Origin of the sequence: Hansschlegelia sp., from assembly GCF_035538955.1 — a bacterium.
Lineage (GTDB): Bacteria > Pseudomonadota > Alphaproteobacteria > Rhizobiales > Methylopilaceae > Methylopila.
Genome location: NZ_DATLJK010000016.1, coordinates 112382 through 134563 on the forward strand (window position 1 = coordinate 112382; position 22182 = coordinate 134563).

Annotated in this window: 18 protein-coding genes; 8 read left to right on the top strand and 10 right to left on the bottom strand. The window is 69.9% G+C overall.

Annotation, left to right across the window (positions count from 1 at the left end; genetic code table 11):
• The first annotated feature begins 43 nt into the window (after positions 1 to 43).
• Positions 44 to 1399 (top strand): pitrilysin family protein, encoded by a 1356-nt coding sequence (locus VM780_RS15725; RefSeq protein ID WP_325449028.1) that lies wholly within the window; start codon positions 44 to 46, stop codon positions 1397 to 1399.
• A gap of 3 nt (positions 1400 to 1402) precedes the next feature.
• Here the strand turns inward: VM780_RS15725 and VM780_RS15730 are convergent, their stop codons facing one another.
• Genes VM780_RS15730 through VM780_RS15750 form a run of 5 tightly spaced genes read right to left on the bottom strand, consistent with a single transcriptional unit; the run spans position 1403 to position 6054 of the window.
• Positions 1403 to 2140: a nucleotidyltransferase family protein gene (locus tag VM780_RS15730; protein WP_325449030.1), complete on the bottom strand. Its 738-nt coding sequence runs from the start codon at positions 2138 to 2140 to the stop codon at positions 1403 to 1405.
• The gene (locus tag VM780_RS15735; protein WP_325449032.1) at positions 2137 to 3264 is read right to left on the bottom strand and encodes a GNAT family N-acetyltransferase; all 1128 of its coding nucleotides are present in this window, start codon (positions 3262 to 3264) and stop codon (positions 2137 to 2139) included. The genes VM780_RS15730 and VM780_RS15735 overlap by 4 nt, the downstream gene beginning before the upstream one ends.
• A complete protein-coding gene (locus VM780_RS15740; protein ID WP_325449033.1) occupies positions 3261 to 4394 on the bottom strand; it encodes an LptF/LptG family permease in 1134 nt (377 codons plus the stop codon). The genes VM780_RS15735 and VM780_RS15740 overlap by 4 nt, the downstream gene beginning before the upstream one ends.
• Positions 4394 to 5617 (bottom strand): LptF/LptG family permease, encoded by a 1224-nt coding sequence (locus VM780_RS15745; RefSeq protein ID WP_325449035.1) that lies wholly within the window; start codon positions 5615 to 5617, stop codon positions 4394 to 4396. The genes VM780_RS15740 and VM780_RS15745 overlap by 1 nt, the downstream gene beginning before the upstream one ends.
• Positions 5617 to 6054, bottom strand: a complete 438-nt coding sequence (locus VM780_RS15750) for an HIT family protein (RefSeq protein WP_325449037.1) — start codon at positions 6052 to 6054, stop codon at positions 5617 to 5619. The genes VM780_RS15745 and VM780_RS15750 overlap by 1 nt, the downstream gene beginning before the upstream one ends.
• A gap of 102 nt (positions 6055 to 6156) precedes the next feature.
• Here VM780_RS15750 and VM780_RS15755 point away from each other — a divergent pair, with 102 nt between their 5' ends.
• From VM780_RS15755 to VM780_RS15765, 3 genes are read left to right on the top strand one after another with little or no spacing between them, the layout of a single operon-like run.
• Complete coding sequence (locus VM780_RS15755; RefSeq protein WP_325449039.1) at positions 6157 to 7287, top strand: CDP-alcohol phosphatidyltransferase family protein; 1131 nt, start codon at positions 6157 to 6159, stop codon at positions 7285 to 7287.
• A complete protein-coding gene (locus VM780_RS15760) occupies positions 7284 to 8219 on the top strand; it encodes a diacylglycerol kinase family protein (protein ID WP_325449041.1) in 936 nt (311 codons plus the stop codon). Before VM780_RS15755 ends, VM780_RS15760 begins: the two co-directional genes overlap by 4 nt.
• Positions 8220 to 8236: 17 nt before the next feature.
• On the top strand, positions 8237 to 9175 hold the full coding sequence (locus VM780_RS15765; protein WP_325449044.1) for a hypothetical protein: 939 nt from the start codon (positions 8237 to 8239) through the stop codon (positions 9173 to 9175).
• On the opposite strand, the gene spt is transcribed toward VM780_RS15765, so the two are convergent.
• The 4 genes from spt to VM780_RS15785 all read right to left on the bottom strand — a co-directional run bounded on the left by spt (position 9093) and on the right by VM780_RS15785 (position 14689).
• On the bottom strand, positions 9093 to 10406 hold the full coding sequence (gene spt / locus VM780_RS15770; RefSeq protein WP_325449046.1) for a serine palmitoyltransferase: 1314 nt from the start codon (positions 10404 to 10406) through the stop codon (positions 9093 to 9095). The genes VM780_RS15765 and spt overlap by 83 nt on opposite strands.
• Positions 10406 to 10657 (bottom strand): acyl carrier protein, encoded by a 252-nt coding sequence (locus VM780_RS15775; RefSeq protein WP_325449048.1) that lies wholly within the window; start codon positions 10655 to 10657, stop codon positions 10406 to 10408. Before VM780_RS15775 ends, spt begins: the two co-directional genes overlap by 1 nt.
• Positions 10658 to 11124: 467 nt before the next feature.
• Positions 11125 to 12843, bottom strand: a complete 1719-nt coding sequence (locus VM780_RS15780) for a fatty acyl-AMP ligase (RefSeq protein ID WP_325449050.1) — start codon at positions 12841 to 12843, stop codon at positions 11125 to 11127.
• A 34-nt stretch (positions 12844 to 12877) separates the two neighbouring features.
• Entirely contained in the window at positions 12878 to 14689 is a 1812-nt protein-coding gene (locus VM780_RS15785; RefSeq protein WP_325449052.1) for an ABC transporter ATP-binding protein, read from the bottom strand.
• Between the two features lie 193 nt (positions 14690 to 14882).
• Here VM780_RS15785 and VM780_RS15790 point away from each other — a divergent pair, with 193 nt between their 5' ends.
• Together VM780_RS15790 and VM780_RS15795 are read left to right on the top strand one after the other, a co-directional pair.
• Positions 14883 to 16010: an ELM1/GtrOC1 family putative glycosyltransferase gene (locus VM780_RS15790; RefSeq protein WP_325449054.1), complete on the top strand. Its 1128-nt coding sequence runs from the start codon at positions 14883 to 14885 to the stop codon at positions 16008 to 16010.
• A gap of 86 nt (positions 16011 to 16096) precedes the next feature.
• A complete protein-coding gene (locus tag VM780_RS15795; protein ID WP_325449056.1) occupies positions 16097 to 17425 on the top strand; it encodes a hypothetical protein in 1329 nt (442 codons plus the stop codon).
• A 6-nt stretch (positions 17426 to 17431) separates the two neighbouring features.
• Here VM780_RS15795 and VM780_RS15800 read toward each other — a convergent pair whose 3' ends face one another.
• Positions 17432 to 17623 carry a hypothetical protein gene (locus VM780_RS15800; protein ID WP_325449058.1) on the bottom strand — a complete coding sequence of 64 codons (192 nt, stop codon included), beginning with the start codon at positions 17621 to 17623 and terminating at the stop codon, positions 17432 to 17434.
• 252 nt (positions 17624 to 17875) lie between these two features.
• Here VM780_RS15800 and VM780_RS15805 point away from each other — a divergent pair, with 252 nt between their 5' ends.
• The gene (locus VM780_RS15805) at positions 17876 to 19033 is read left to right on the top strand and encodes an efflux RND transporter periplasmic adaptor subunit (RefSeq protein WP_325449060.1); all 1158 of its coding nucleotides are present in this window, start codon (positions 17876 to 17878) and stop codon (positions 19031 to 19033) included.
• Positions 19030 to 22164 (top strand): multidrug efflux RND transporter permease subunit, encoded by a 3135-nt coding sequence (locus tag VM780_RS15810; RefSeq protein ID WP_325449062.1) that lies wholly within the window; start codon positions 19030 to 19032, stop codon positions 22162 to 22164. Before VM780_RS15805 ends, VM780_RS15810 begins: the two co-directional genes overlap by 4 nt.
• Positions 22165 to 22182 lie beyond the last annotated feature (18 nt).

A 22182-nucleotide genomic window follows, 5' to 3' on the forward strand; every position in this document is an offset into this window, starting at 1 on the left:
GGCCGCTTATGGCCGCCTGACCTGAAGGACCTTGTCCGCGATCATGTCTCCCGTCTCGACCGCCGCCGCGCCGCAGGCGCACGTCACCCGCATCCAGCGCGTCGCCGCGACGCGCGGGGCGGAGGCGTGGCTGGTCGAGGAGAACACCGTGCCGGTGGTGGCCGTCGAGGTCGCCTTCCGCGGCGGCTCGGCGCAGGACCCGGCGGAGCTGCCGGGCGTGGTCGGCCTTATGGCCGCGCTGCTCGATGAGGGCGCGGGCGATCTGAGGGCGGAGACCTTCCAGGAGACGCTCGAGGAGAAGGCGATCGAGCTGTCCTTCTCGTCGAACCGGGACGCCGTGACCGCGAGCCTCCGGACGCTGCCGGAAAACCTCGATGAAGCCTTCGGGCTGCTGGCGCTCGCGCTGTCGCGCCCGCGCTTCGACGAGGACGCGGTGGAGCGGATGCGCCGCCAGCTCGCCGCGCAGCTTCGCCGCGACGCCCTCGACCCCGAGGATCTCGCCGGCCGAACCTTTTTTGCGGAGGCGTTTCCCGGCCACCCTTATGGACGGCCTCCCCGCGGCACCGTCGAGAGCCTGGCCGCGATCAGCCGCGAGGATCTGTTCGGGGCGCACCGTCGCCTGTTCACGCGCGACAACATCGTCATAGGCGCCGTCGGGGCGATCTCGCCCGAGCGGCTGTCGGGGCTGCTCGACCGGCTGCTCGCCGACCTGCCCGAGACCGCGAGCCTGGTCCCTGTGCCGACCGTCGCGCCGTCCGCCATCGGCCGCACCGAGATTGTGACGCTCGACGTGCCGCAGACCTCGATCGTGTTCGGCCGCGCCGGCCCGCTGCGCACGGATGACGACTTCATTCCGGCCTATGTGGCGAACCACATTTTGGGCGGCGGCTCGTTCTCGTCGCGGCTGTTCACCGAGGTGCGCGAGAAACGCGGCCTCGCCTATTCGGTCTACAGCTATCTGTCGCCCTACGACCATTCGGGTCTGATCCTCGGCGGCGTCGCGACCCGCAACGACCGCGCCGGCCAGTCGATCGACCTGATCCGCGCCGAGATTCTCCGGATGGCGACCGAAGGCCCGACGCCGAAGGAGCTCGACGGCGCCCGAAAGTACCTGATCGGGTCCTATGCGCTCAGGTTCGACACCTCGACCAAGATCGCGAACCAGCTCGTCCACCTGCAGCTCGACGATCTCGGCATCGACTATGTGGCGCGGCGCAACGGTCTCGTGGCGGCCGTGACGGAGGACGACGTGCGCGCCGCCGCTCGGAAACTGTTCGGAGCGGGCGAACTGCTGGTGGTCGCGGTCGGCCAGCCGGTCGGGCTGCCGGGGGCGCGGGTGCGGCCGGCGCCGGGCAGCGCCGAGAGCCATGCGCCGGCCGTCGAGACGGCGCGCGGCTGAGCCTCAGCCGCCTTCGACCAGGCGGCGGACGAGGATGAGATCGGCCGGCTTGTCGACGTCGACCGCCGCGCGGCCGAACGGCAGCTCCACCACGCCGGCGCTCGCGCCCAGCACCTTTCCGGCGGCGGCCGCGGCGCGCGCCAGCGTCAGCCGGCCGAGCAGGTAGGACAGGATCGCGCCGGGCCCGAGCCGCACCAGCATCTTGAGCGGCTTCTTGCGCAGCGCCTCGACCTCGCGCCAGCGCCGCACCGCCTCGATCGCCGAGGCGTCGCGCAGGAAGAACATGTTGCAGCCCGAAAACGCGCCGTCGGCGAAGCGCAGGAAGGTGCGCTTGGTGTCCGGCGTCTCGGCCATGACGTTCTCGGAACGCGCGAGCGCCGCGGCGACGGTGGTCTGCGGCAGATGATCGAGGAAGTACCCGACCCATCCGGGCTCCAGCAGCGCGTGGTCGGCGGTCGTCACGAACAGCGGCGCGCCGAGCTTTTCGAGCGCGTCCGAGACGCTGGCGCTCAGCGTCTGGCCGGAGCGCAGCACCTCGACGTCGGAGCGCGTGACAAGCTCCGGCCGGTCGATCGACACCACGATGCGGTCGATCCGGCCGCTCGCCTTCAGCGCATTCACCACCCGGTCGAGCATCGCGACGCCGCCGATCGGAATCAGCGCCTTGTGGCTGACCCCGGCGAACTCCGCGAGCGGGTCGCCGCCCGGCCTGACGCCGGCGAGCACCAGGGCCGTGGTCACGCGTTGAGCTTCTTCGAATAGATGCGGTAGGTCTTGTAGGCTTTGCCGCCGCCGAGCGCCTCGCCGATGTGGCGCATCGGCTGATTGCTCTCGAGCACCCACGACATCTCCACCCACTTGACCCCGCGGGCGCGGCCTTCCTCGCGGAACTTCTTGAAGATGTGGAGCGGCATGGTCTTGCCGAGGAAGCTGCGGTGGTATTCGCGCCGCACGCCCATCAGGGCGACGCGCCCGGATGTGTAGGTGCGCCGCTTCAGCCGCCAAAGCAGCTTCGCCCAGCCGAACGGCAGCAGCTCGCCGTCGAGGTCGCGGATGATCTCGTTGAGGTTCGGCAGCGCCACTGCGAAGGCGGCAGGCTTGCCGGACATCTCGACGATCCAGACGAGCCGCTCGTCGATCAGCAGCTTCAGCGACTTGGCGAGGTGCTCGAGCTCGTCCTCGCCAAGCGGCACAAAGCCCCAATTGTCCGCCCAGGCGTCGTTGAAGATGTCGATGATGGTCCGCAGCTCGTCGTCATAGCGGCTCCAGTCCATGTGCCGCACGGTGAGCTCCGGCGGCGTGGGGCGGGCCAGAATGCGCTCGACCCCGGGCGGGAACGGCGTCTCGACGTCGTGCAGATAGGCGTAGAGGTCCATCGCCTTGGCGTAGCCTTCCGCCTCCACCCGGCCGCCCGCATAGGGCATGTCGTGCGGCATCAGCAGCATCGGCGGGGTGTCGAAGCCCTCGACCAGCAGCCCGGATTCCTCGTTGATGCTGAGGTTGAACGGGCCCTGGATCTCGGTCTTGCCGCGGGCGCGGTGGAACGCCTCGACCTCACGGAACAGGGCGCTGAAGATCGCCTGGTCGTCTTCCGCGGCGATCAGCCCGAAATGCCCGATGTCGCCGGTGCGCCGGTCGGCCTGCGCGCTGATCCGCCCGACGGGGCGGCCGTCCCGCCAGGCCAACCAGAACTGCGCGTCCATATAGTTGAACAGCGGGTTCTTCTTCGGCGACAGCGCGTCGCGCCGCTCCATCTTGAGCGGCGTCACATAGCTCGGGTCGTTGGCGTGCAGGCGCGCGGGCAGCGCGATGAAGTGCTCGAAGTCGCGCTTCGAGACCACGGGGCGGATGTCGATCGAGCTCAATTCCGGGCCTCCGCCAGGCGCGTCTCTGGATGCGCCCTGGCCGGGCGCGACGGCCAGCCGCCGTCGATGTGGAAGACCCGGTACGCGCCGTAGAGCGCGAACAGGACGAGCGCCGACCAGGCGCCGAAGGTCGGCGAGACGACGCCGGTGAGGGCCAGCGTCGTCAGCAGTCCGTCGGACAGCAGGAAGGTCAGTCCGGCCAGCATCGCCATCGCGCCGTGGCGGCCGGTGCGGGCGTCGCGCCAGTTCACGAGCGCGGCCGGCATGGCGAGCAGCACCATCACGATCGCGCCGAGTGGGCCCGCGTACACGCGCTCGATGAGCGTCTGGTAGAAGGGCAGGGGCGCGTTGGGCGTCATCTCGCCGGCCAGCACGGCCCGGGCCGCGGCGAGCGAGACGCGGCTCTCGGGCGTCAGCGACGACAGCACGTCGTCGGGCGTGAGGGTGGTCTCCCAGACGCCGTCGGCCGGCGTGCGGACGTTGAAGTTCTCGCGCGTCCAGACCACGCGCTCGGCGTCCTTGAGCACCCACTTGCGGTCGCGGTAACGCGCCTCCGCCGCGGTGGTGCGCGCCGTTACGATCTTGTTCTGGTCGCGGTCGTAGATCCGCAGCGATCTGAGCTTCTTGCCGCGGTCGCTGACCCGGTCGAAGGACACGACCGCGTCGCCGATCCGCAGCCATGTCGGCTTCGGATCCTTCGCCGCCTCGTCGGCCTGTTGGTCGATGCGCTGCGTGAGCAGGATCGCGAGCCGCGCCTCGGTGCGCGGCGCGACCACGTCGATCAGGGTGGACTGGACGATCACCAGCGCGAGCGCGCCCGGCAGCATCGCCATGAACAGCTGACTGGTGCTGCGGCCGGCCGAGCGCATGGCGACGATCTCGCTGTTGCGGGCGAGCAAGAGCAGGACCAGCGTCGCGCCCACCAGCGCGCCAAGCGGCAGCGAGCGGGTCAGCAGCGTCGGCATTTTCAGCGCCACGTAGCGCAGGATGCCGTAGAGCCCGTCGCCCTGGTCGAGGATGTCGCCGGCGTTGTCGACCAGGTCGAGGATCTCGGCGATGAACGCGAGGATGAAGGTCGCGGTCAGCGCCATGCGGACGAGCGAGACGCTCATATAGCGGGTGAGGTGCATCAGCTCTTCGCCGTCTGAAGGCGGGCGCCGGCGCGGCGCGTCAGGTCGGCGGCCGCGCGCCTGACGCGATCGAGCGCGCGCGACACGACGGTGTCGCCCGGCCGGTCCGTGCTGGTCCGGTAGAGCCAGAGCGCGAACGCCACATAGATGAAGAACGGCGCCCAGCAGTCGAGCGGCGGCCAGCCCCTGCCCTTGTGCGCGAAGGTCTGGCCGATCTGCAGCGCGTTGTGGAACAGCACCATCAGAATGGCCGAGGCGGCGGCGTTGCCGACCCGTGCGTTGCGCCGCATCGTCATGCTGAGCGGAACGATCAGCAGCGGCAGGAAGGGCAGCGACAGCGAGCGGGCGAGCCGGGAGTGGAACTCGGCCTGCAACTCGTTCAGCGGCGAGGACGGCAGCGGCGCGTTCATCTCGCTCCACAGCTCGCTCAGCGTGAGCTCGCGCTCATTGCCGCCGCGCGGCCGGAACGGCGGAGCCTGCAGGTCGAACTTCTTGTCGAGCACGAGCTCCTGGAAGCGCAGCGTGCTCGGCCGCGCCGCGCCGTAGTCGCGGATCACGACGCCATTATGCAGCTTGAGCTGGATCTGGGTCTTGTCGGGCGTCAGCTCGAGCGTGCCGGCGACCGAGGAGGTGACCACGTCGGCGCCCTGGTCGCGGTTCTGGATGAACACGCCCGTGAGCTGGCGACCGGTCTTGTCGACCTCGTCGGCGGTGATCGTCAGCCCGTCCTTCACGCTGATGAAGGTGGCGGCGGGCGCGTGCGCGCGCCAGGCGTAGGCGACGCTCGAATTGATGATGTCGCGATAGGCGTAGCGGCAATAGGGCGCGAGATAGCCCACCACCACGATGCTGAGCAGCGAGAGGATGCAGCCGAGGGCGACCAGCGGCCGCAGGATCGACTGGATCGAGACGCCCGAGGCGAGCATCGCCTCGAGCTCCGCGCCGAGGCTCATCCGCGAGACGGCGCTGAAGATGCCGAGCGCAAAGCCGGCCGGCAGCGCGAAGCCGAGGTAATGCGGGATCAGGTTGGTGGAGAGCGAAACCACCAGGATGATCGGCGCGCCAGCGGTCGCCAGCATGTCGACGAGGCGCAGCACGCGTTCGAGCAGCAGCGCCGTCAGCACGACGCCGAGCGACATCAGCATCGGCCGCAGCGTCAGCGCGAGCACGTAGCGGTCGAGCAGGCGCAGCCAGCGGCGTCCGCCCGCGCGAGCCTCCGCCATCAGGCTGCGGCCCAGCGCGACCGGAGCTCGGCCGCCAGCGCGGCGAGAGCCTCGGGATCGAGATCGACGCCGCGCGTGAGATCGGGCGGGCCGGGCCAGCCGGCGTCCGCGAAGCTCGCGCCGCCGAACGAGCGCTCGCCCTCGTAGCGGGGGATCACGTGGAAATGCACGTCGGGATCGACCATCATGAGCATCAGGTAATTGATGCGCTCATATCGCACGAACGCCTTGAGGACGCGTTCGATTTCGGCGACCGCCGCGCCGAGATCGACGAAGGCTTGCGGGGAGATCTGGGAGAACGCCCCGACAGGCTCGCGGCATATAAGAACGAGCGAGCCCAGCGCCAGCTGTTTAGGGCGGACCTGGATCGTCCATGCGCCGACCTCCGCGACCACGGAAGCGGGGTGGCCGAACTTCTCCATCGTCTTGTTGGCCATGTCGGCTCCTGTGGCGGACGGCGCCGCTGCGCTGGAAAGGCCGGAGGTTTGCCGCTAAACGACACGCCCATAGTGTGGCCTGCGCAGGAACTGCAAGCACAAATGACAGATGCGACACGCCCGGCCTTGGCGCCGACCGCCCTTCTCGTCGGCGCCTCTGAGGTCCGCATCTGGGGAATGAGCGCCGCGGAGCGGCTTAGGCGGCAGCTGAAGCGCGTCAACGTGACCGACGTGCGCGAGCAGGCGGAGGCGCCGGCGACGGGCGAAACGCTGCTGTTCCGGCTCGATCACGCCTATGAGCAGCGGCTCGTGGAGGCGCTCGCCGAACGGCCCGGAGCCACGCTGGTCTCCGACGGCGTGGCGGTCGCAGCCAACGTCCCCGGCGCGAACGCCGCCGCGGCCGCCGCGGCGCTCGCCGAAGGGCGCGTTCCGGCAGGGACCGAGGCGCTCGATTCCGAGGGGCTTGCGGGCTCCTACAACCGCAAGCTCCGCAAGCGCGAGATCGCTTATGTGGCGCCGCTGAACGCCCGTAGCGCGGCCGATTTCGAGGCGCGCAGTTTCGCCGGCTCCTACAAGGGCGTCACTGACGTCGTCACCAAATATGTCTGGCCGCTGCCGGCCCGGATCGTGACCAAGTGGTGCGCCGAGCGCGGCATCACGCCGAACCAGGTCACGATGGTCAGCCTGCTGCTGGTGTTCGTGGCGCTCTGGCTGTTCTGGAACGGGCACTATGGCTGGGGCCTGGTCGCGGCCTGGATCATGACCTTCCTGGACACGGTGGACGGCAAGCTCGCGCGCGTCACCATGACCTACTCAAAATTCGGCGATGTGCTCGACCACGGCATCGACCTCGTCCACCCGCCGTTCTGGTGGTGGGCCTGGATCGTCGGCCTGCCGGCCGTGGGCCTGCCGCTCGAACGGCCCGGCCTCGCCGTCGGCATCATCATCGGCGGCTATGTGGTGCAGCGCCTTCTGGAAGGCGCGTTCCTGCGGCTGTTCGGCATGCACATGCATGTCTGGCGGCCGTTCGACAGCTTCTTCCGCCTAATCACCGCCCGGCGAAATCCGAACCTGGTGATCCTCACCGTGTTCACGCTGTTCGGCCGGCCGGATCTCGGCATGATCGTCGTGCTGTGGTGGATCGTGCTGTCGCTCGTGGTGCACGCCGCGCAGGTCGTGCAGGGCGTGATCGCGAGCCGGAAGGCTCCCGTGACCTCCTGGCTGTCTGCGTGAGCCGGCTCGGGATCGTCGCGAACGGAAGAAGCTGGCGCAACCGCAGCGCGGGCGCCCGCACGGCGCCGCCGGCCGACGCGCTGTTCGAGGCGCCGAACTCCCCCGCCGATTATCCCGAGGTGATGCGCCGCTTCGCCGCCGCCGGCGTCACCACGCTCGCGGTCGACGGCGGCGACGGCACACTGCGCGACGTCATGAGCGCGTTGAAGCCCGCCTTCGGCGACGCCCTGCCGCAGATCGCGCTGCTGCCGAACGGCAAGACCAATGTCGCCGCGGCCGATGTCGGCGGGGCCGGGCGCGGGCCGAAAGCAGCCGAGAGGCTCGCGGCGGCGTTGCGGGACGGCTCGCCGCTGAGGACGAGCGTGCGGCGCCCGATCGAGGCCGCGTTCGACGGCCGCTCGGTCTCTGGTTTCGTGTTCGGCATGGGGGCGTTCGAGCGCGCCACCCGGCTGGTCGACGAGCGGGTGCACGACCGCGGCTTCGCGCAGAAGCTCGGCGTCGCGCTTGGCGTCGTGGCGTCGGGCTCGGCCGCCCTGTTCGGCAGGGAGCGAGAGGTCTGGCGGCGCGGCGTGCCGCTCTCGCTCGCGCTCGACGGCGGCCCGGAGACCACGCATGACAGCTTCGCGCTGCTCGCGACCTCGCTCCGGCGCTGGGTGCTCGGTCTCTGGCCGTTCTGGGGGCAGGGGCCGGGCGCGATCGCCGTCACGGAGGTCGCGGTGCCGCCGAGGCGGCTCGCCCGCAACCTCGCCACCGCCGGCCTGGGCCGGCCGCGATCGTCGGCTGCTTCCGAGGGCTGGCGGAGCGAGCGCGCCGATCTGGTGACGCTTGGCCTGCGCGACGCCTTCATCATCGATGGCGACCGGTTCGCGCCGGGACCCGACGGCAGGGTCGAGCTCCGGGCCGGTCCGCCGCTGACATTCCTCAGGCTTTGACGGCGCAGGAGGCGGCTATGAGCGAAACGGCGCTCGTCGCTTTCATCCGGGATGAACTGAACCGCCCGGTGGCGCCGGCGGTGCGTGCTTTCGCGGCCGAGATCGCCGCGCGCGGCCGCGGCGGGGTCGCGGCCGTTCTGTTCTACGGCTCGGCGCTGCGGACCGGAGAGCTCGACGGGTTGCTGGACTTCTATGTCCTGCTCGACGACCCCGCCGCATGGGACTGGCGCGCGCCTGCGCGGGCGGGGGCGCGCGTGCTGCCGCCCAACATCGAATACGCCGAGCACGACGCAGGCGACGCCAAGCTGCGCGCCAAGATCGCGATCATGACGCTGGCGCAGTTCCGTGACCACGCCCGGGCGCAGAGCCTCGACACCACGATCTGGGCGCGCTTCGCGCAGCCCGTCGCCGTCGTCTATGCGCGTGACGCCGTGGCCGCGGAGGCCGCCACTCAGGCGGTCGCGGGCGCGGTGCGCGGCGCGGCCTGGTGGGCGGCGCGGCTCGGGCCGGAACAGGGGCGCGGCGACGACTTCTGGCGGGAGCTCTTCCGGCGCACCTACGCCTCGGAGCTGCGCGTCGAAGGCGCGGGCCGGGCGGGCTCGATCGTCGACACGGCGCCGGAGCGCTACGCCGCCGTGCTGCCGCTCGCCTGGGCGGCGGACGGGCTCGCCTTCGCGCAAGGCCCCGGCGAAGCGCTGGCGCCGGCCCTCACGGCCTCCCAGCGGGCAGACGCAGAAAGGGCTTGGCGCCGCCGCAAGCGGATCGCCAAGCCCCTCAATCTGGCGCGGCTCGCGAAAGCCGCCTTTACGTTTTCAGGCGGGGTGGACTACCTCGCCTGGAAGATCGAGCGGCACTCCGGCCACCGCGTGGAGGTCACGCCATTCCAGCGCCGACATCCGCTTCTCGCCGCCGGGCCGGCGCTGTGGCGGCTCTGGCGGAAAGGCGTTCTGCGCTGACGCGCGGGAACGGCGTCACGTTCGAGTAGTCCGGGGCCTCCGGAAGGATGCCGAACTCGCGCCCAACGCGGGTCATCAGCTCGATCGCGAAGTCGATGTGCTCCTCGGTGTGCGCCGCGCTCACGCTCGAGCGCAGGAAGGCCGAGGAGTTCGGCGTCGCGGGCGGCAGAGCGAGGTTGAGGTACATGCCCTCGTCCACGAGCCGCTTCCAGAACATGGTGGCGAGGCCCGGATCGTTGAGGATGACGGCGACGATCGGGTTCGCCTCCGGGCCCACAGTGAAGCCGGCGTCCTTCAGCCCGTTGTAGAACCGGCGCGAATTGGCGCGCAGCTTGGCGCGGCGCTGCGGCTCGTTGCGCAGCGTCTCGAGCGCGGACAGCGTCGAGGCGATGATCGCCGGCGGCAGCGAGGCCGTGAACATGTAGGGGCGGGCGGCGAGCCGCAGGATGTCGAAGCCCTCGACGCTGGAGACGCAGAAGCCGCCGACGCTCGCGAGGCTCTTGGAGAAGGTCCCGACCACGAAGTCGACGTCGTCCTCGACGCCTTCGCGCTCTGCGAGGCCGCGGCCGCGCTGGCCGAGCACGCCCATCGAGTGCGCCTCGTCGACCATCAGGTAAGCGCCGAACTCGCGCTTGACGTCGACAAACTCCTTCAGGGGCGCGGTGTCGCCGAGCATCGAATAGATGCCCTCGACCACGATCAGCTTCTCGCCCGGATGATCCTTCAGACGCGCCAGCCGCTTCGCCAGATCCTCGGGATTGTTGTGCCGGAAGCGCACCACCGGCGCATGGCCGAGCCGCGAGGCGTCGTAGATCGAGGCGTGGCTGTCGGCGTCGATGACCAGATGGTCGTCCTTGCCGACCAGCGTCGAGATCATCGCCAGGTTGGCCTGGTAGCCGGTCGAGAACACCATGCAGTGCTCGCGGCCGTAGAAGTCGGCGAGCTCGCGCTCGAGCTTCTCGTGCTCACGATAGCTGCCGTTTGCGATGCGCGAGCCGGTGGTGCCGGTGCCGTGCTTCCGGATGGCGTCGATCGACCGTTCCATCGAGAGCGGATCGAAGGTCAGACCGAGATAGTTGTTGGTGCCGAAGAGCAGGGTGCGCTTGCCCTTCACCACGCCCTCGACGGACGAGATGATGTCGTCGAACTGGATCGAGAAGGGATCGCCGCCGCTCGCCTTCAGCTGCTCATAGCGGGCAGCGAGGCCGGAAAACTTATCGAGAATTGCCATCACGCATTACTCCGCAGCGTCTCGACCGTCGACGCGAGGTCGTCGACCGTCACGACGCTGGCCATGTCATGCAACGGTATTGAGATATCGAACCGATCTTCCAACGCCATGCAGAAATTCATCACTGCAATCGAGTCCAATCCGAGATCGTTAACGATGTTCATGCCCGGTTTCAGCTCGATCGTCTTGTTCGTCACTGTCTCGAGTACTTCCGAAATCTCGGAAATGAGAGCGACTCTTTCGTCCGTCATACTTGAGGCCTTGGCAGAATCGCCACTGCAGACCTAGGTCGACGGCGGCAAACTATGAACCCGGTCCGGCGCTGTAAAGTTCAAGAGGCCGTTGGGGAAACACTAATCAATGCAGGATGTTACAGGCTGATTTCCGAACAGAAACACGAATCGCCCATGCCCCGGAAGGAGCCCCCGTGAGGATGCGCGGAAAGTGTTGCTGAAATGTCGTAATCGGCCCGGAGCCTGCATTTGAGCGATCGCGGCGTCGCTTCGGCGAAGCTGCGCGGCCCCCGCCCGAACATCTGCATTCATCGCAATCGCCTCAAACTTCACGTAAAATCGCCCTATTGACCGAACCGTTCGGTCATCGCGCCGCGGTGCTCGGCGCGAGCTGAGGCCCGCCGCGGGCGGCTTCTGATCGTCCGTTAAGTACGAATGGCGGCGCCGGAATGCTCGGGACTGAAACAATCCGGCGCCAAACGTGTTCAGGCGCTCTCAGGCGGCAGCGACAGATAGAGCGCGCGCGACCGGCTCCGGCTGAGCTTTCCGGAGGAGGTGACCGGCAGCGCATGGGCGCCGACGAGCCGCACCGTCACCGGCGTGCCGAACCGCAGGCGCAGCAGCGTGCCGACCTGCTCGACCAGCGCGGCGCGCGGCTCCTCGGCCGAGAGGCGGCACTGGACCAGTGCGACGACCTCCTCGCCCGCCTCCGACTCGACCGAGAACACCGCGACGTCGCCGCTGCGCACGCCCTCGATCTCGCTCTCGACCGTCCATTCCAGATCCTGCGGCCACACATTGCGGCCGTTCACCAGGATGAGGTCCTTGGCGCGCCCGGTGATCACCAGCTGGCCGTCGGCGAAATAGCCGAGGTCGCCGGTGTCGAGCCAGCCGTCCGGCGAGATCGTTTCGGCGGTCGCCTCCGGCTCGCGGAAATATTCGCGCATCAGGCTCGGGCCCCGCGCGAAGACGCGTCCGACCCGCCGCTCCGGCAGCGCCACGCCGTCGGGGGAGCGGATCTCGATCTCGTGGCCGGGCAGCGCGGGGCCGCACAGCACGAACTCGCGCGAGCGCGCCTCGGCGGAGGCCGGAGGCGCCGCGACGCTCTCGCTCTCCAGCCGGTCGAGGTCGACCGTCTCGGCCCGGAGGCCCTCGCCGAGCGGCGCGAAGGTGAGCGCGAGCGTCGCCTCCGCCATGCCGTAGCTCGCCACATAGCGGTCGAGGTCGAAGCCGTGGCGGCGGAATCGATCGGCGAAGCGGCGCAACACGTGCGGCCGGATCATGTCGCCGCCGATGCCGGCGCAGCGCCAGGACGAGATGTCGAGATCGCCGAGGTCGAGGGTCGCCGCGCGTTGCGCGCTGAGCTCGAAGCCAAAGCTCGGGCTGTAGGAGATCGTCGCCTTGTAGCGCGCGATCAGCTCGAGCCAGAGCAGCGGCCGGCGGGCGAAGTCGCGGGTCGCGAGGTAGTCCACCGTGAGCCCCGCCACGATCGGCGTCAGCATGAAGCCGACCAGACCCATGTCGTGGTAGAACGGCAGCCAGGAGACGCAGCGGTCGCCGTCGCGAACCACCAGGCCGTGACGGCTGATGCCGGTGGCGTTCGCCATCAGGGCGCGGTGCGTCACGCAGATGCCCTTCGGAAAGCGCGTGCTGCCGGAGGAGAACTGCAGATAGGCGAGGTCGTCCGGCTCCGGGCGGGACAGCGCGCCCGACGCCGGCTCGACTGCGGCGAGGTCCTCGACGGTTCCGACCAGCGCGAGCGGCAGCCCCGCGGCGGCCTCCACAAGCCAGTCCTTCATCGCCGCCGGCGCGAAGGCGGCATGCGCGTCGGCGCATTCGATCATGCGGCGGACATGGGCGAGATAGGCCTCGCGGCCCCCGAACGCCATCGGCAGCGGCATCGGCGCCGGCACGATGCGGGCGTAGCTGCAGGCGAAGAACAGCCGCACGAAATCCGGCTCGGTGTCGGCGATCAGCGCGACGCGGTCTCCGGGCTTCAGCCCGGCGCCCAGCAGTCTGGCGGCGAGCTCCTGCGCGTCGGCGACGAGCCGGGAGTAGGGCAGGGCGGTCGTCAGCACGCCCTTGCCGGAGTGGAAGTTGAAGCCTTCCTGGCTGAGCGCCGCGGCCTCCAGCGCGTCCAGAATGGTCTGGTCCGCATCCGCCGCGTTCGCCGGCGAGAGGGCGGGCTCGGCGAGGTCCGTCATGCATAAATCCCTGTTCGGACCGCGAGCCGGCGCGTCAGGCAAGCCCGTCGGCGGCCGCGCGCGCGGCGTCATCGTCGCGAGCGGTCGACCATCCTGAGCCCGGCCTGTCAATCGCCACGATCTTTCCGCGCGCCAGCCGCACGACGTTGTCGGAGGCGCGCTCCCACGCCGGCTGATGCGAAATCGCCAGCACCGTCAGGCCGGTGGACCGCGCGAGCTCGACCACGTTGCGCACGATGTTGGCTTCCGTCTCCGGGTCGAGCGCCGTGGTGGCCTCGTCGAGGATCAGCAGCTTCGGGCGGTGGATCAGCGCGCGCGCGATCGCGATGCGCTGGCGCTGGCCGCCCGAGAGCCTGGCGCCGCGCTCGCCCACGATGGTCTCGACGCCCTCCGGGAGCTGCGCGACGAAATCGGCCGCGCCCGCCTGTTCGAGCGCGCGGGCGACGTCCTCGTCGGTGAACTCCGGCTGGCCCAGAGTGACGTTGGAGCGCAGCGTGTCGTGGAACAGCATCAGCTCCTGCGGCACGTAGCCGGTCATCCGCCGCCACGCCACGAGGTCGAGCTCGGGCAGCGGAACGCCGTCGATCAGGATCTGGCCGCGCGTCGGCTCGTGCAGGCCGAGCAGCAGGTCGACCATCGTGGTCTTGCCCGCGCCGGACGTGCCGGTGATCGTGGTGACGTGGCCGCGCGGCGTCTCGAAGCTCGCGCCGCGGATGATCTCGACCTCGCTGAAGCCGAAATAAACGTCGCGGAACTCCGCGCCCCGCTCGAAGGTCGGCTCCCGGCCGCCGCGGCTGTCCTCGCGCATGGCGCGGGCCATGTCGATCGCGTCCGCCATGCCGAGGAAGCCCGATTGGGCGATCCGCACGCCCTGCAGCGCCTGCTGCGCCTTGCCGATCGCCGTGACGGTGCGGGCGAGCAGCAGCGCCATCACCACCACATGGCCGGGGTCCATGCCGTAGACCGAAACCGCGACATAGATGCCGGCGGCGAGGCAGATCGCCAGGATCGGGTCCTGCAGCGCCTTGTTGGCCTCGCGGGCGAAGTTCTGCTTCCGCTGGGCCTTGCGGATCTGGTTGGCGTCGCGCTCGAACAGCTTCTGGAAGCGCGCGTGCCGCCCCATCGCCTTCATGGGCTTGATGCCGCCGAGCAGGTCGGCGAGGCCGGCGATCAGCTTCCTCAAATGCCGCTTCTGCAGCACCGAGGTTTTCTTCGCGATCGTCATGAAGCGGTTGAGCGTCAGCACCATGACGAGGCCCACGACAAGCGCCAGCAGGCCGAGCCGCCACGAGAACAGCGTCGCGATCGCCGCATAGGTGATCGCCTCGATCACCTCGGCGACGAAGCGCGCCGCGAAATTGTAGGCCTCGCCGGCGTTGGTGGCCTCCGAACCGAGCGCGGCGGCGAAGCGTCCGCCCGGTTGCCGGACGTAGTAGGACCAGCGCGCGGCGAGCAGCGAGTCGATCAGCAGCAGCCGCATCTGCATCGCGACGTCGGCGACGGCGCGCCCGATGCGGTGCTGCGCGATCAGCGTCAAGACCGCCTTGACCGTCATGCCGCCGATCAGCAGCGCGAGGAACAGGCCGAGCGTCGGCTCCAGACCGACGCTGTGCACCGCCTCGACGATCTTGGCGCTGAAGCCCTTGGGCTGGCCGCCGTCGCCGCCGATCACCGCGACCAGCGGCAGCAGGCTCGCCACGCCGAAGCCCTCGGCCGCGCCTGCGATGACGAGGCAGACCAGCGTCACCAGGCTCCGGCGCACCGGGATGACGGTCCCGATCCGGATCAGCGTGGAGAACGGAGGCCGCTTCTTCTTGCGCGGCTTGGCTGGCCCTTCTGGCGGCATGTCTGTCTTCGTGCTGCGGCTGGGCGCGTGGCTGTCGGGTCGTCCACGTCGCCGGGCGGCGGTCGGAGCGGCGCGCCTTTCTCTAGGGGCTATCGCTCACCGCCTCAAGTCACGCGGGAGGATGCGCGGATGAGCACGTATTGACGGAACAAACGGCTTCGCGCCACCTACGGCGTCTGCGCACGGAAGACGCATGGCCGACGCTCCGTCTCTCCCGCCCCCGCTCGTCTGGCTGCTGACCGATGACCAGCCCGGCAACCGCACCCATGTGGTGGGGGCGGCGCGCGCGCTCGGCTGGCCGGCGGTGGAGAAGCGGCTCGGCTTCAACGAACGCGCCCGCAAGGCGACGCCGCTGCTCGGCGCCACGCTCGATACGCTCGACGAGCCGTCCCGCGCCCTGATCGCGCCGCCGTTCCCGGACCTGGTGATCGCGGCCGGCCGGCGGTCGGTGCCGGTGGCGCGCTGGATCAAGCGCGCGAGCGGCGGCCGCACCCGGGTGGTGCTGATCGGCCGCAAGACGCCGGACGTCGCCGACCTCACCATCCGCTACGCCTACTTCCAGCAGGTCCCGCGGCCGAACCTGGTGCAGCTCGCCTTGCCGCTGACCAAGGTCGATTCCGAGACGCTCGCCGAGGCGCGGGCGAACGAGCCGGATCCGCTCGAGGGCATGGAGCGGCCGCGCGTGGTGGCTCTCGTGGGCGGCCCGACCGCCCAGCACGCGCTTGGACGCGACTTCGCGGCCCGCATGACGCGCGAGGTGGCTGACGCCGTGCGGGCGGTCGGCGGCGGCCTTGCGATCGCCACCAGCCGGCGCACGCCGGCGGACGCCGTCGAGGCGATCCGGCAGGCCGCGCCTGAGGCGCGGCTCCACGTCTGGCGCGCCGACGCGGCCTACAATCCTTACGTGGCGTTCCTCGCCAATGCGGATCTGCTGGTGGTCACCGGCGAAAGCGAGGCGATGCTGGCGGAGGCGATCGCGGCCGAGAAGCCGCTGACAATCTACCCGCTCGAGGCCGTGCCGCTGTCGCGCATCAGCCGTGTGCGCGGGCGGATCGCCAGCCTCGCCCAGGGCAAAAGCCCGCTGGCGCCGGCGGCCCGCGCGCTGATGGCCTCCGGCTGGGTCAATCCGCGCCGCGATCTCAACGCGCTGCACCGGCTGATCGAGAGCCGCGGCTGGGGCCGGACGTTCGACGGGACGCTCAATCAGACGCCGCCGGCCCCCCATCTGGACGAGCGACGCGCGCTCGGCGAGCGCATGGCGGCTCTCGTGCGGCCAAGGCCTGAAGGCGCTTCCTTGCCAAGCCGGGAGCCCAGCGCATAGAGTCCGCGCCCCGATGCGGCCGCCGCCTTCCGGGCGATGGCGGCCGGCGGCCGGCGTTCAACAACACCCTTCGACGGACGGACGATTTGGCACCGACGGGCGCGAAGCGAAAGACGTTCAAGACGCGCTGGTACAACAAGCACCCGCGTTTCTGGTTCAAGAAGGCGCCGCCGCGGCCGGCCGGCCACCGCGAGCGGCTTGAAGTGTTGCGGCTCGATCCGGAGCCCGGCGTCGAGCCGAGCTCGAAGCCGCCGGTCCGCATCTTCCTCGGCACGGAGCCGCTGCAGGCCCGCGCCGAGCGCGTGTTCGTCTGGTCGGTCAAGCAGCACCGCGATCCGGCGCGCGCCTACGAGATCCATCTGATGAAGGATCTGCGGGGCTTCGACCGCAGCAGCTGGACCACCGGCTTCACCAATTACCGTTTCGCGATCCCGACGCTCGCCGGCAAGACAGGCCGCGGAATCTACAACGACGTCGACCAGATCTACCTCGCCGATCCCTCCGAGATGTTCGATCTCGACATGAAGGGCAAAGGCATTCTGTGCATCGACCGGGAGGACACCTCGGTCAGCCTGCTCGACTGCGAGATCATGTCGAAGCACTGGCTGATCGAGGAGGCGCGCACCTCGCTCAAGCGCAAGCACTTCCTCGACATCATCGCCTCGCGCGATCTGTGGGGCCCGCTGCCGCCGGAATGGAACGCGCGCGACGCGGAATACTCGGCCGATCGGTCGAAGTGCTTCCACTTCACCACGCTCAGGACGCAGCCCTGGCGGCCGTTCCCGGACCTGCTGCGCTACGAGGAGCATCCGCAGGGCGAGGTCTGGTTCGCGCTCGAGCGCGGCGCCGACGCCGCCCGCTTCAACGTCTTCACGCGCGAGCGGCCCGGCAGCCGCTTCGCCGAAGCGCTCGCGCGCGGCGGCAATGGCGCGCCTTCGGTCGCAGGCGACGAGCGCCGTCACGCCACGGCGGTCGGCAAGCTGATCGCCGCGACGGGCGCGAAGAGCGTGCTGGACTATTCGGCGCCGCAGCCCTCCGGCGGCGAGCGGAGTTTCGCGGGCGTCGCGGTGACGGCGCGCAACGCCGCTGAGGCGCCGTTCGCCCGGCCGGTCGAAGGGCGGTTCGACGGCGTCGTCTCGATCGACGCGCTCTCGGGCATCCCCGAAGAGGACGTTCCCTGGGCGCTCGACGAGCTGTTCGCCGCCGCCAGCCGCTTCGTCTATCTCGCGGTCGTGGCCGATCCGGCGCGCACCTATGGGGGCGCCGAGCCGCTGCCGCCCGAATGGTGGCGGCTGCAGATGGAGCTCGCGGCGAAGCGGACGCCGGGCCGGCTGTGGAGCCTGGCGGCGCTGGATCGCCCAGGCGGCCGCGCCCAGACCTTCTCGGGTGAGGCGCCGGCGGCCCGGGCGGCCTGAGCGGCCTTACTTGCCGGGTTCGAGGACGAGCTCGGACTCGGAGACGTGCCTGAGATGGCCGTCGTCGAGGCACTTCACCCGGTAGCCCGGCTGACCGTTTTCGGGCGGCAGGCAGGCGACGACTTCCGCGGGCTGCGGCTTCGGCCCGAGCGGGCTGCCGACGAAGTGCGCTTGGGCGCCGACCTGAAAAGCGTGCATTGTCAGTTTCTCCTGCAGAGGCGCACAAATGACGCGCCCGGGGCCTTCGACCAGAGGCGGAGGATGATTTCCTGCGGCCGCAGACACGGTCATTTCACTTTCTCGGTCCCATGCGGAGGTAGACAATGACCGTCGCCGCCTTCGAAGGGCGGGGCGCTGGGCCGCGTGTCATCCAGCGCGCGCCGTCTGCGTAGGTCGGGACGGACGCGGCCCAGCCGCGCCTGCGCTCGTGAGGTGAATCCAAGGAAGTCCATGGCGCGCCGGGCCTATCTCATCCTGACGCTCGCGCTGGTCGCGGCCGGCGGCGCGGCCGCATGGAGGATGCAGTGGCGCGCCGACGCAGCCGTTCCGCAACAGGAGGCGACGCCCGGCGTTCCCGTGCAGGTCGCGTCCGCCCGCCGGGCGGACGTGCCGATCTCGCTGTCCGGTCTCGGCACGGTGCAGCCGCTCAACGTCGTCACCGTCACGAGCCGCGTCGACGGCCAGATCATGCGGATCGGCTTCGAGGAAGGCCAGACGGTCAAGGAGGGCGACCTGCTCGCCCAGATCGATCCGCGTCCCTACCAGGCGTCGCTCGACCAGGCCAAGGCGCGCCAGGCGCAGGACGAGGCGCAGCTCGCGAATGCGCGGCGAGACCTCGCGCGCTATGCGCAGCTCGCGCAGAACAATTACGCCTCCCGCCAACAGCTCGACGCCCAGAGGGCCTCGGTCGCGCAGCTCGAGGCTGCGGTGCTGGGCGACAAGGCGGCGGTCGAAAGCGCCCAGGTGCAGCTCGACTACACCACGATCCGGGCGCCGATGACCGGCCGCGCCGGCTTCCGGCTGGTCGATCAGGGCAATCTGGTGCGCGCGAGCGACGCCGCCGGGATCGTGACGCTGTCGCAGATCGAGCCGATCACCGCGGTGTTCACGCTCCCGGAGCGGGATTTCGGCCAGGTGGCGGCGGCGACCAGGCGCGGCGAGGTTCCGGCGACCGCCATCTCTCCCGACGGCCAGGAGCTCGCGCAGGGCGAACTCACCGTGCTCAACAGCCAGATCGATCAGGCGACCGGCACCTTCAAGGCGAAGGCCACCTTCGCCAATTCCGACGGCGCGCTGTGGCCGGGCCAGTCGGTCAGCGTCCGTATTCAGATCGACACGCTGCGGAACGTGGTCACGGTGCCGGAGGATGCGTTGCAGCGCGGCCCGTCGGGCTATTTCGCCTTCGTGCTGAAGCCCGACCAGACGGCGGAACGGCGCGGGGTCACGGTCGCGCGGCAGGCCCGGGACGTGGTGGTCGTCGCCAAGGGAATCGACGCCGGCGACCGCGTCGTGACCGCCGGAGCCTCGCGGGTCGAGGCCGGAGCGCCGCTCGAAATCACGGACGCAGCGCCTCCCGAGGAGACCGGGAGCGCGAGCGCGGCGCCATGATCGGCGGCGGCGCAGGCGGGGTCTCCGGTCCCTTCATCCGCAGGCCGATCGCGACCTCGCTGCTGATGGCGGCGGCGCTGCTTGCAGGACTTGCGGCCTTTCCGCTGCTGCCGGTGGCGCCGCTGCCGCAGGTCGACTTCCCGACCATCCAGGTCAACGCCAATTTGCCGGGCGCGAGCCCTGAGACGATGGCGTCCTCCGTCGCCCAGCCGCTGGAGCGGCAATTCGCGCAGATCCCGGGGGTCACTGAGCTCACCTCGGTGAGCGCGATCGGCGCGACCTCGATCACCGTCGAATTCGATCTCGACCGCGACATCGACGCCGCGGCTCAGGACATCCAGGCCGCGATCAACGCGGCCGGCGGACAGCTTCCGCCGAACCTTCCGTCGCCGCCGAGCTACCGCAAGACCAACCCGGCCGACAGCCCGATCCTGTTGCTGTCGGTGCGCTCCGACACCATTCCGCTGACCGAGGCGAACGACCTCGCCGACACCAGGCTCGCGCAGCAGATCAGCCAGATTGCGGGCGTCGGCCAGGTGACGATCGCGGGCGACCAGACGCCCGCGATCCGGGTGCAGATCGATCCGCGCAAGATCGCGGCCAAGAACCTCACGCTCGAGGAAATCCGCGGCGTGATGGCGACCGTCACCAGCGACAGCCCGAACGGGACGCTGGACGGCGACAAGCGCGCCTTCACGATCTATTCGGACGGCCAGCTGACCGAAGCCGCGAAGTGGAACGACGTGATCCTCGCCTATCGCGACGGCGCGCCGATCCGGGTGCGCGACGTCGGCCAGGCGATCGAGGGCCCGGAGGACCGCTTCCAGGCCGCCTGGGTGAACGGCCAGCGCGGCCTGTTCCTGGTGGTGCGCAAGCAGCCCGGCGCGAACGTCGTCGACACCGTGGACGCGGTGAAGGCCGAGCTGCCGCGGCTGACCGCGGGCCTGCCGCCGGCGCTCAAGGTCGAGATCATGAGCGACCGGACCACGACCATCCGGGCCTCGCTGCACGAGGTCGAGCTCACGCTGCTGATCACCATCGCGCTGGTGGTCGGGGTGATCTTCGTGTTCCTCAGAAGCGTCTGGGCGACCACGATCGCCGCGCTTGCGGTGCCGATCTCGCTGCTCGGCGCCTGCGCGGTGATGTACCTGTTCGGCTACAGCCTCAACAATCTGTCGCTGATGGCGTTGGTGATCGCGGTCGGCTTCGTGGTCGACGACGCGATCGTCGTGATCGAGAACATCGCCCGCCATGTCGAGGACGGCATGCGGCCGTTCGAGGCGGCGCTAAAGGGCGCGGGCGAGATCGGCTTCACGATCGTCTCGATCAGCGTGTCGCTGATCGCCGCCTTCATTCCGCTGCTGCTGATGGGCGGCATCGTCGGCCGGCTGTTCCGCGAATTCGCCATGACGGTCGCGATCACCATCGTGGTGTCTATGGTCGTCTCGCTGACCCTCACGCCGATGATGGCGGCGCGCTTCCTGAAGAACGAGAAGGGCGCGCGGCACGGGCGGGTCTATGCCGTCATCGAACGCGGCTTCGACGCGGTGCTGCGCGGCTACGGGCGCGGGCTCGACGTCGTGCTGCGCCACCAGCTCGCGACGCTGCTGCTGTTCGTCGCCACCGTCGGGCTCGCGGCCGCGCTGTTCGTCGTCATCCCGAAGGGCTTTTTCCCGCAGCAGGACACCGGACTGATCACCGGCGCGAGCGAGGCCGCGCAGGACGTCTCCTTCGCCGAGATGGCGCGTCGCCAGGAGGCGATCGACGCCGTGCTGAGAAGCGATCCGGCGATCGCCACGGTGGCGAGCCTGATCGGCGCGGGCGGCGGCGCTTCGGCGCCCAACGCCGGGCGCAGCTTCATCACGCTGAAGCCGCTCGAGGAGCGCGACGCCTCGGCGGCGGAGATCATCGCGCGGCTGCGTCCGAAGCTCGCCCGGATCGAGGGCGCGACCATGCTGCTGCAGCCCGCTCAGGATGTGCGCCTCGGCGGCCGCCGCAGCCGGACGCAGTTCCAGTACGCGGTGCAGGACGCCGATCTGGAGATCCTCGACCAATACGCGCCCAAGATCCTGGAGGCGCTGAGAAAGCTGCCGCAGCTGCGCGACGTCGCGAGCGACCAGCAGGATTCCGGCGCGACCCTCACGCTCGACATCGACCGCAACCAGGCCTCGCGCTACGGCATCCAGCCGCAGGCCATCCAGGACACGCTCTACGACGCCTTCGGGCAGCGCCAGGTGGCGCAGTTCTTCACCCAGCTGAACAGCTACAAGGTCATCCTCGAGGCGCCCTCCGCCGAGCGCGGCGACGTCGAGACGCTGAACCGTCTCTATATGCGCTCGCCTAACGACGGCGAGCAGGTGCCGCTCTCGGCGCTGGCGCGCTGGCGGCTGGACAAGACCTCGCCGCTGACCATCAACCACCAGGGCCAGTTCCCGGCTGTCACCTTCTCATTCAATCTCGCGCCCGGCGCTTCGCTCGGCGAGGCCACGGCGGCGGTCGAGCAGACCATGCGCGATCTCGGCGCGCCGGCCTCGCTGGTCGGCTCCTTCGCCGGCACGGCGCAGGCCTTCCAGGACTCGATCAAGACGGTGCCGCTGCTGATCCTGGCGGCGCTCGTCGCGGTCTACATCATCCTCGGCGTGCTCTATGAGAGCTACGTCCATCCGCTGACGATCCTCTCGACCCTGCCGTCCGCGGGCGTCGGCGCGCTCGGCGTGCTCTACCTCGCAGGCTTCGATTTCAGCCTGATCGCGCTGATCGGGCTCGTGCTGCTGATCGGCATCGTGAAGAAGAACGGCATCATGCTGGTCGATTTCGCGATCGCCGCCGAGCGCGACGAGGGGCTCGCGCCCGAGCAGGCGATCCGCAAAGCCTGCATGCTGCGCTTCCGGCCGATCCTGATGACCACCATGGCGGCGATGCTGGGCGGCGTGCCGCTGATGCTCGGCACCGGCGTGGGCTCCGAGCTCCGCCAGCCGCTCGGCTACGCGATGGTCGGCGGTCTGCTGGTCAGCCAGTTGCTGACCCTCTTCACAACGCCTGTGGTCTACCTCTATCTCGACCGGCTCGCGCTGCGGCTGAACCGCGGCCGCGAGCGGGGCGAGGAGCCTGCGCCTGCTCCTGCCGAATAGCGCCGGCGTCCGCCGGTC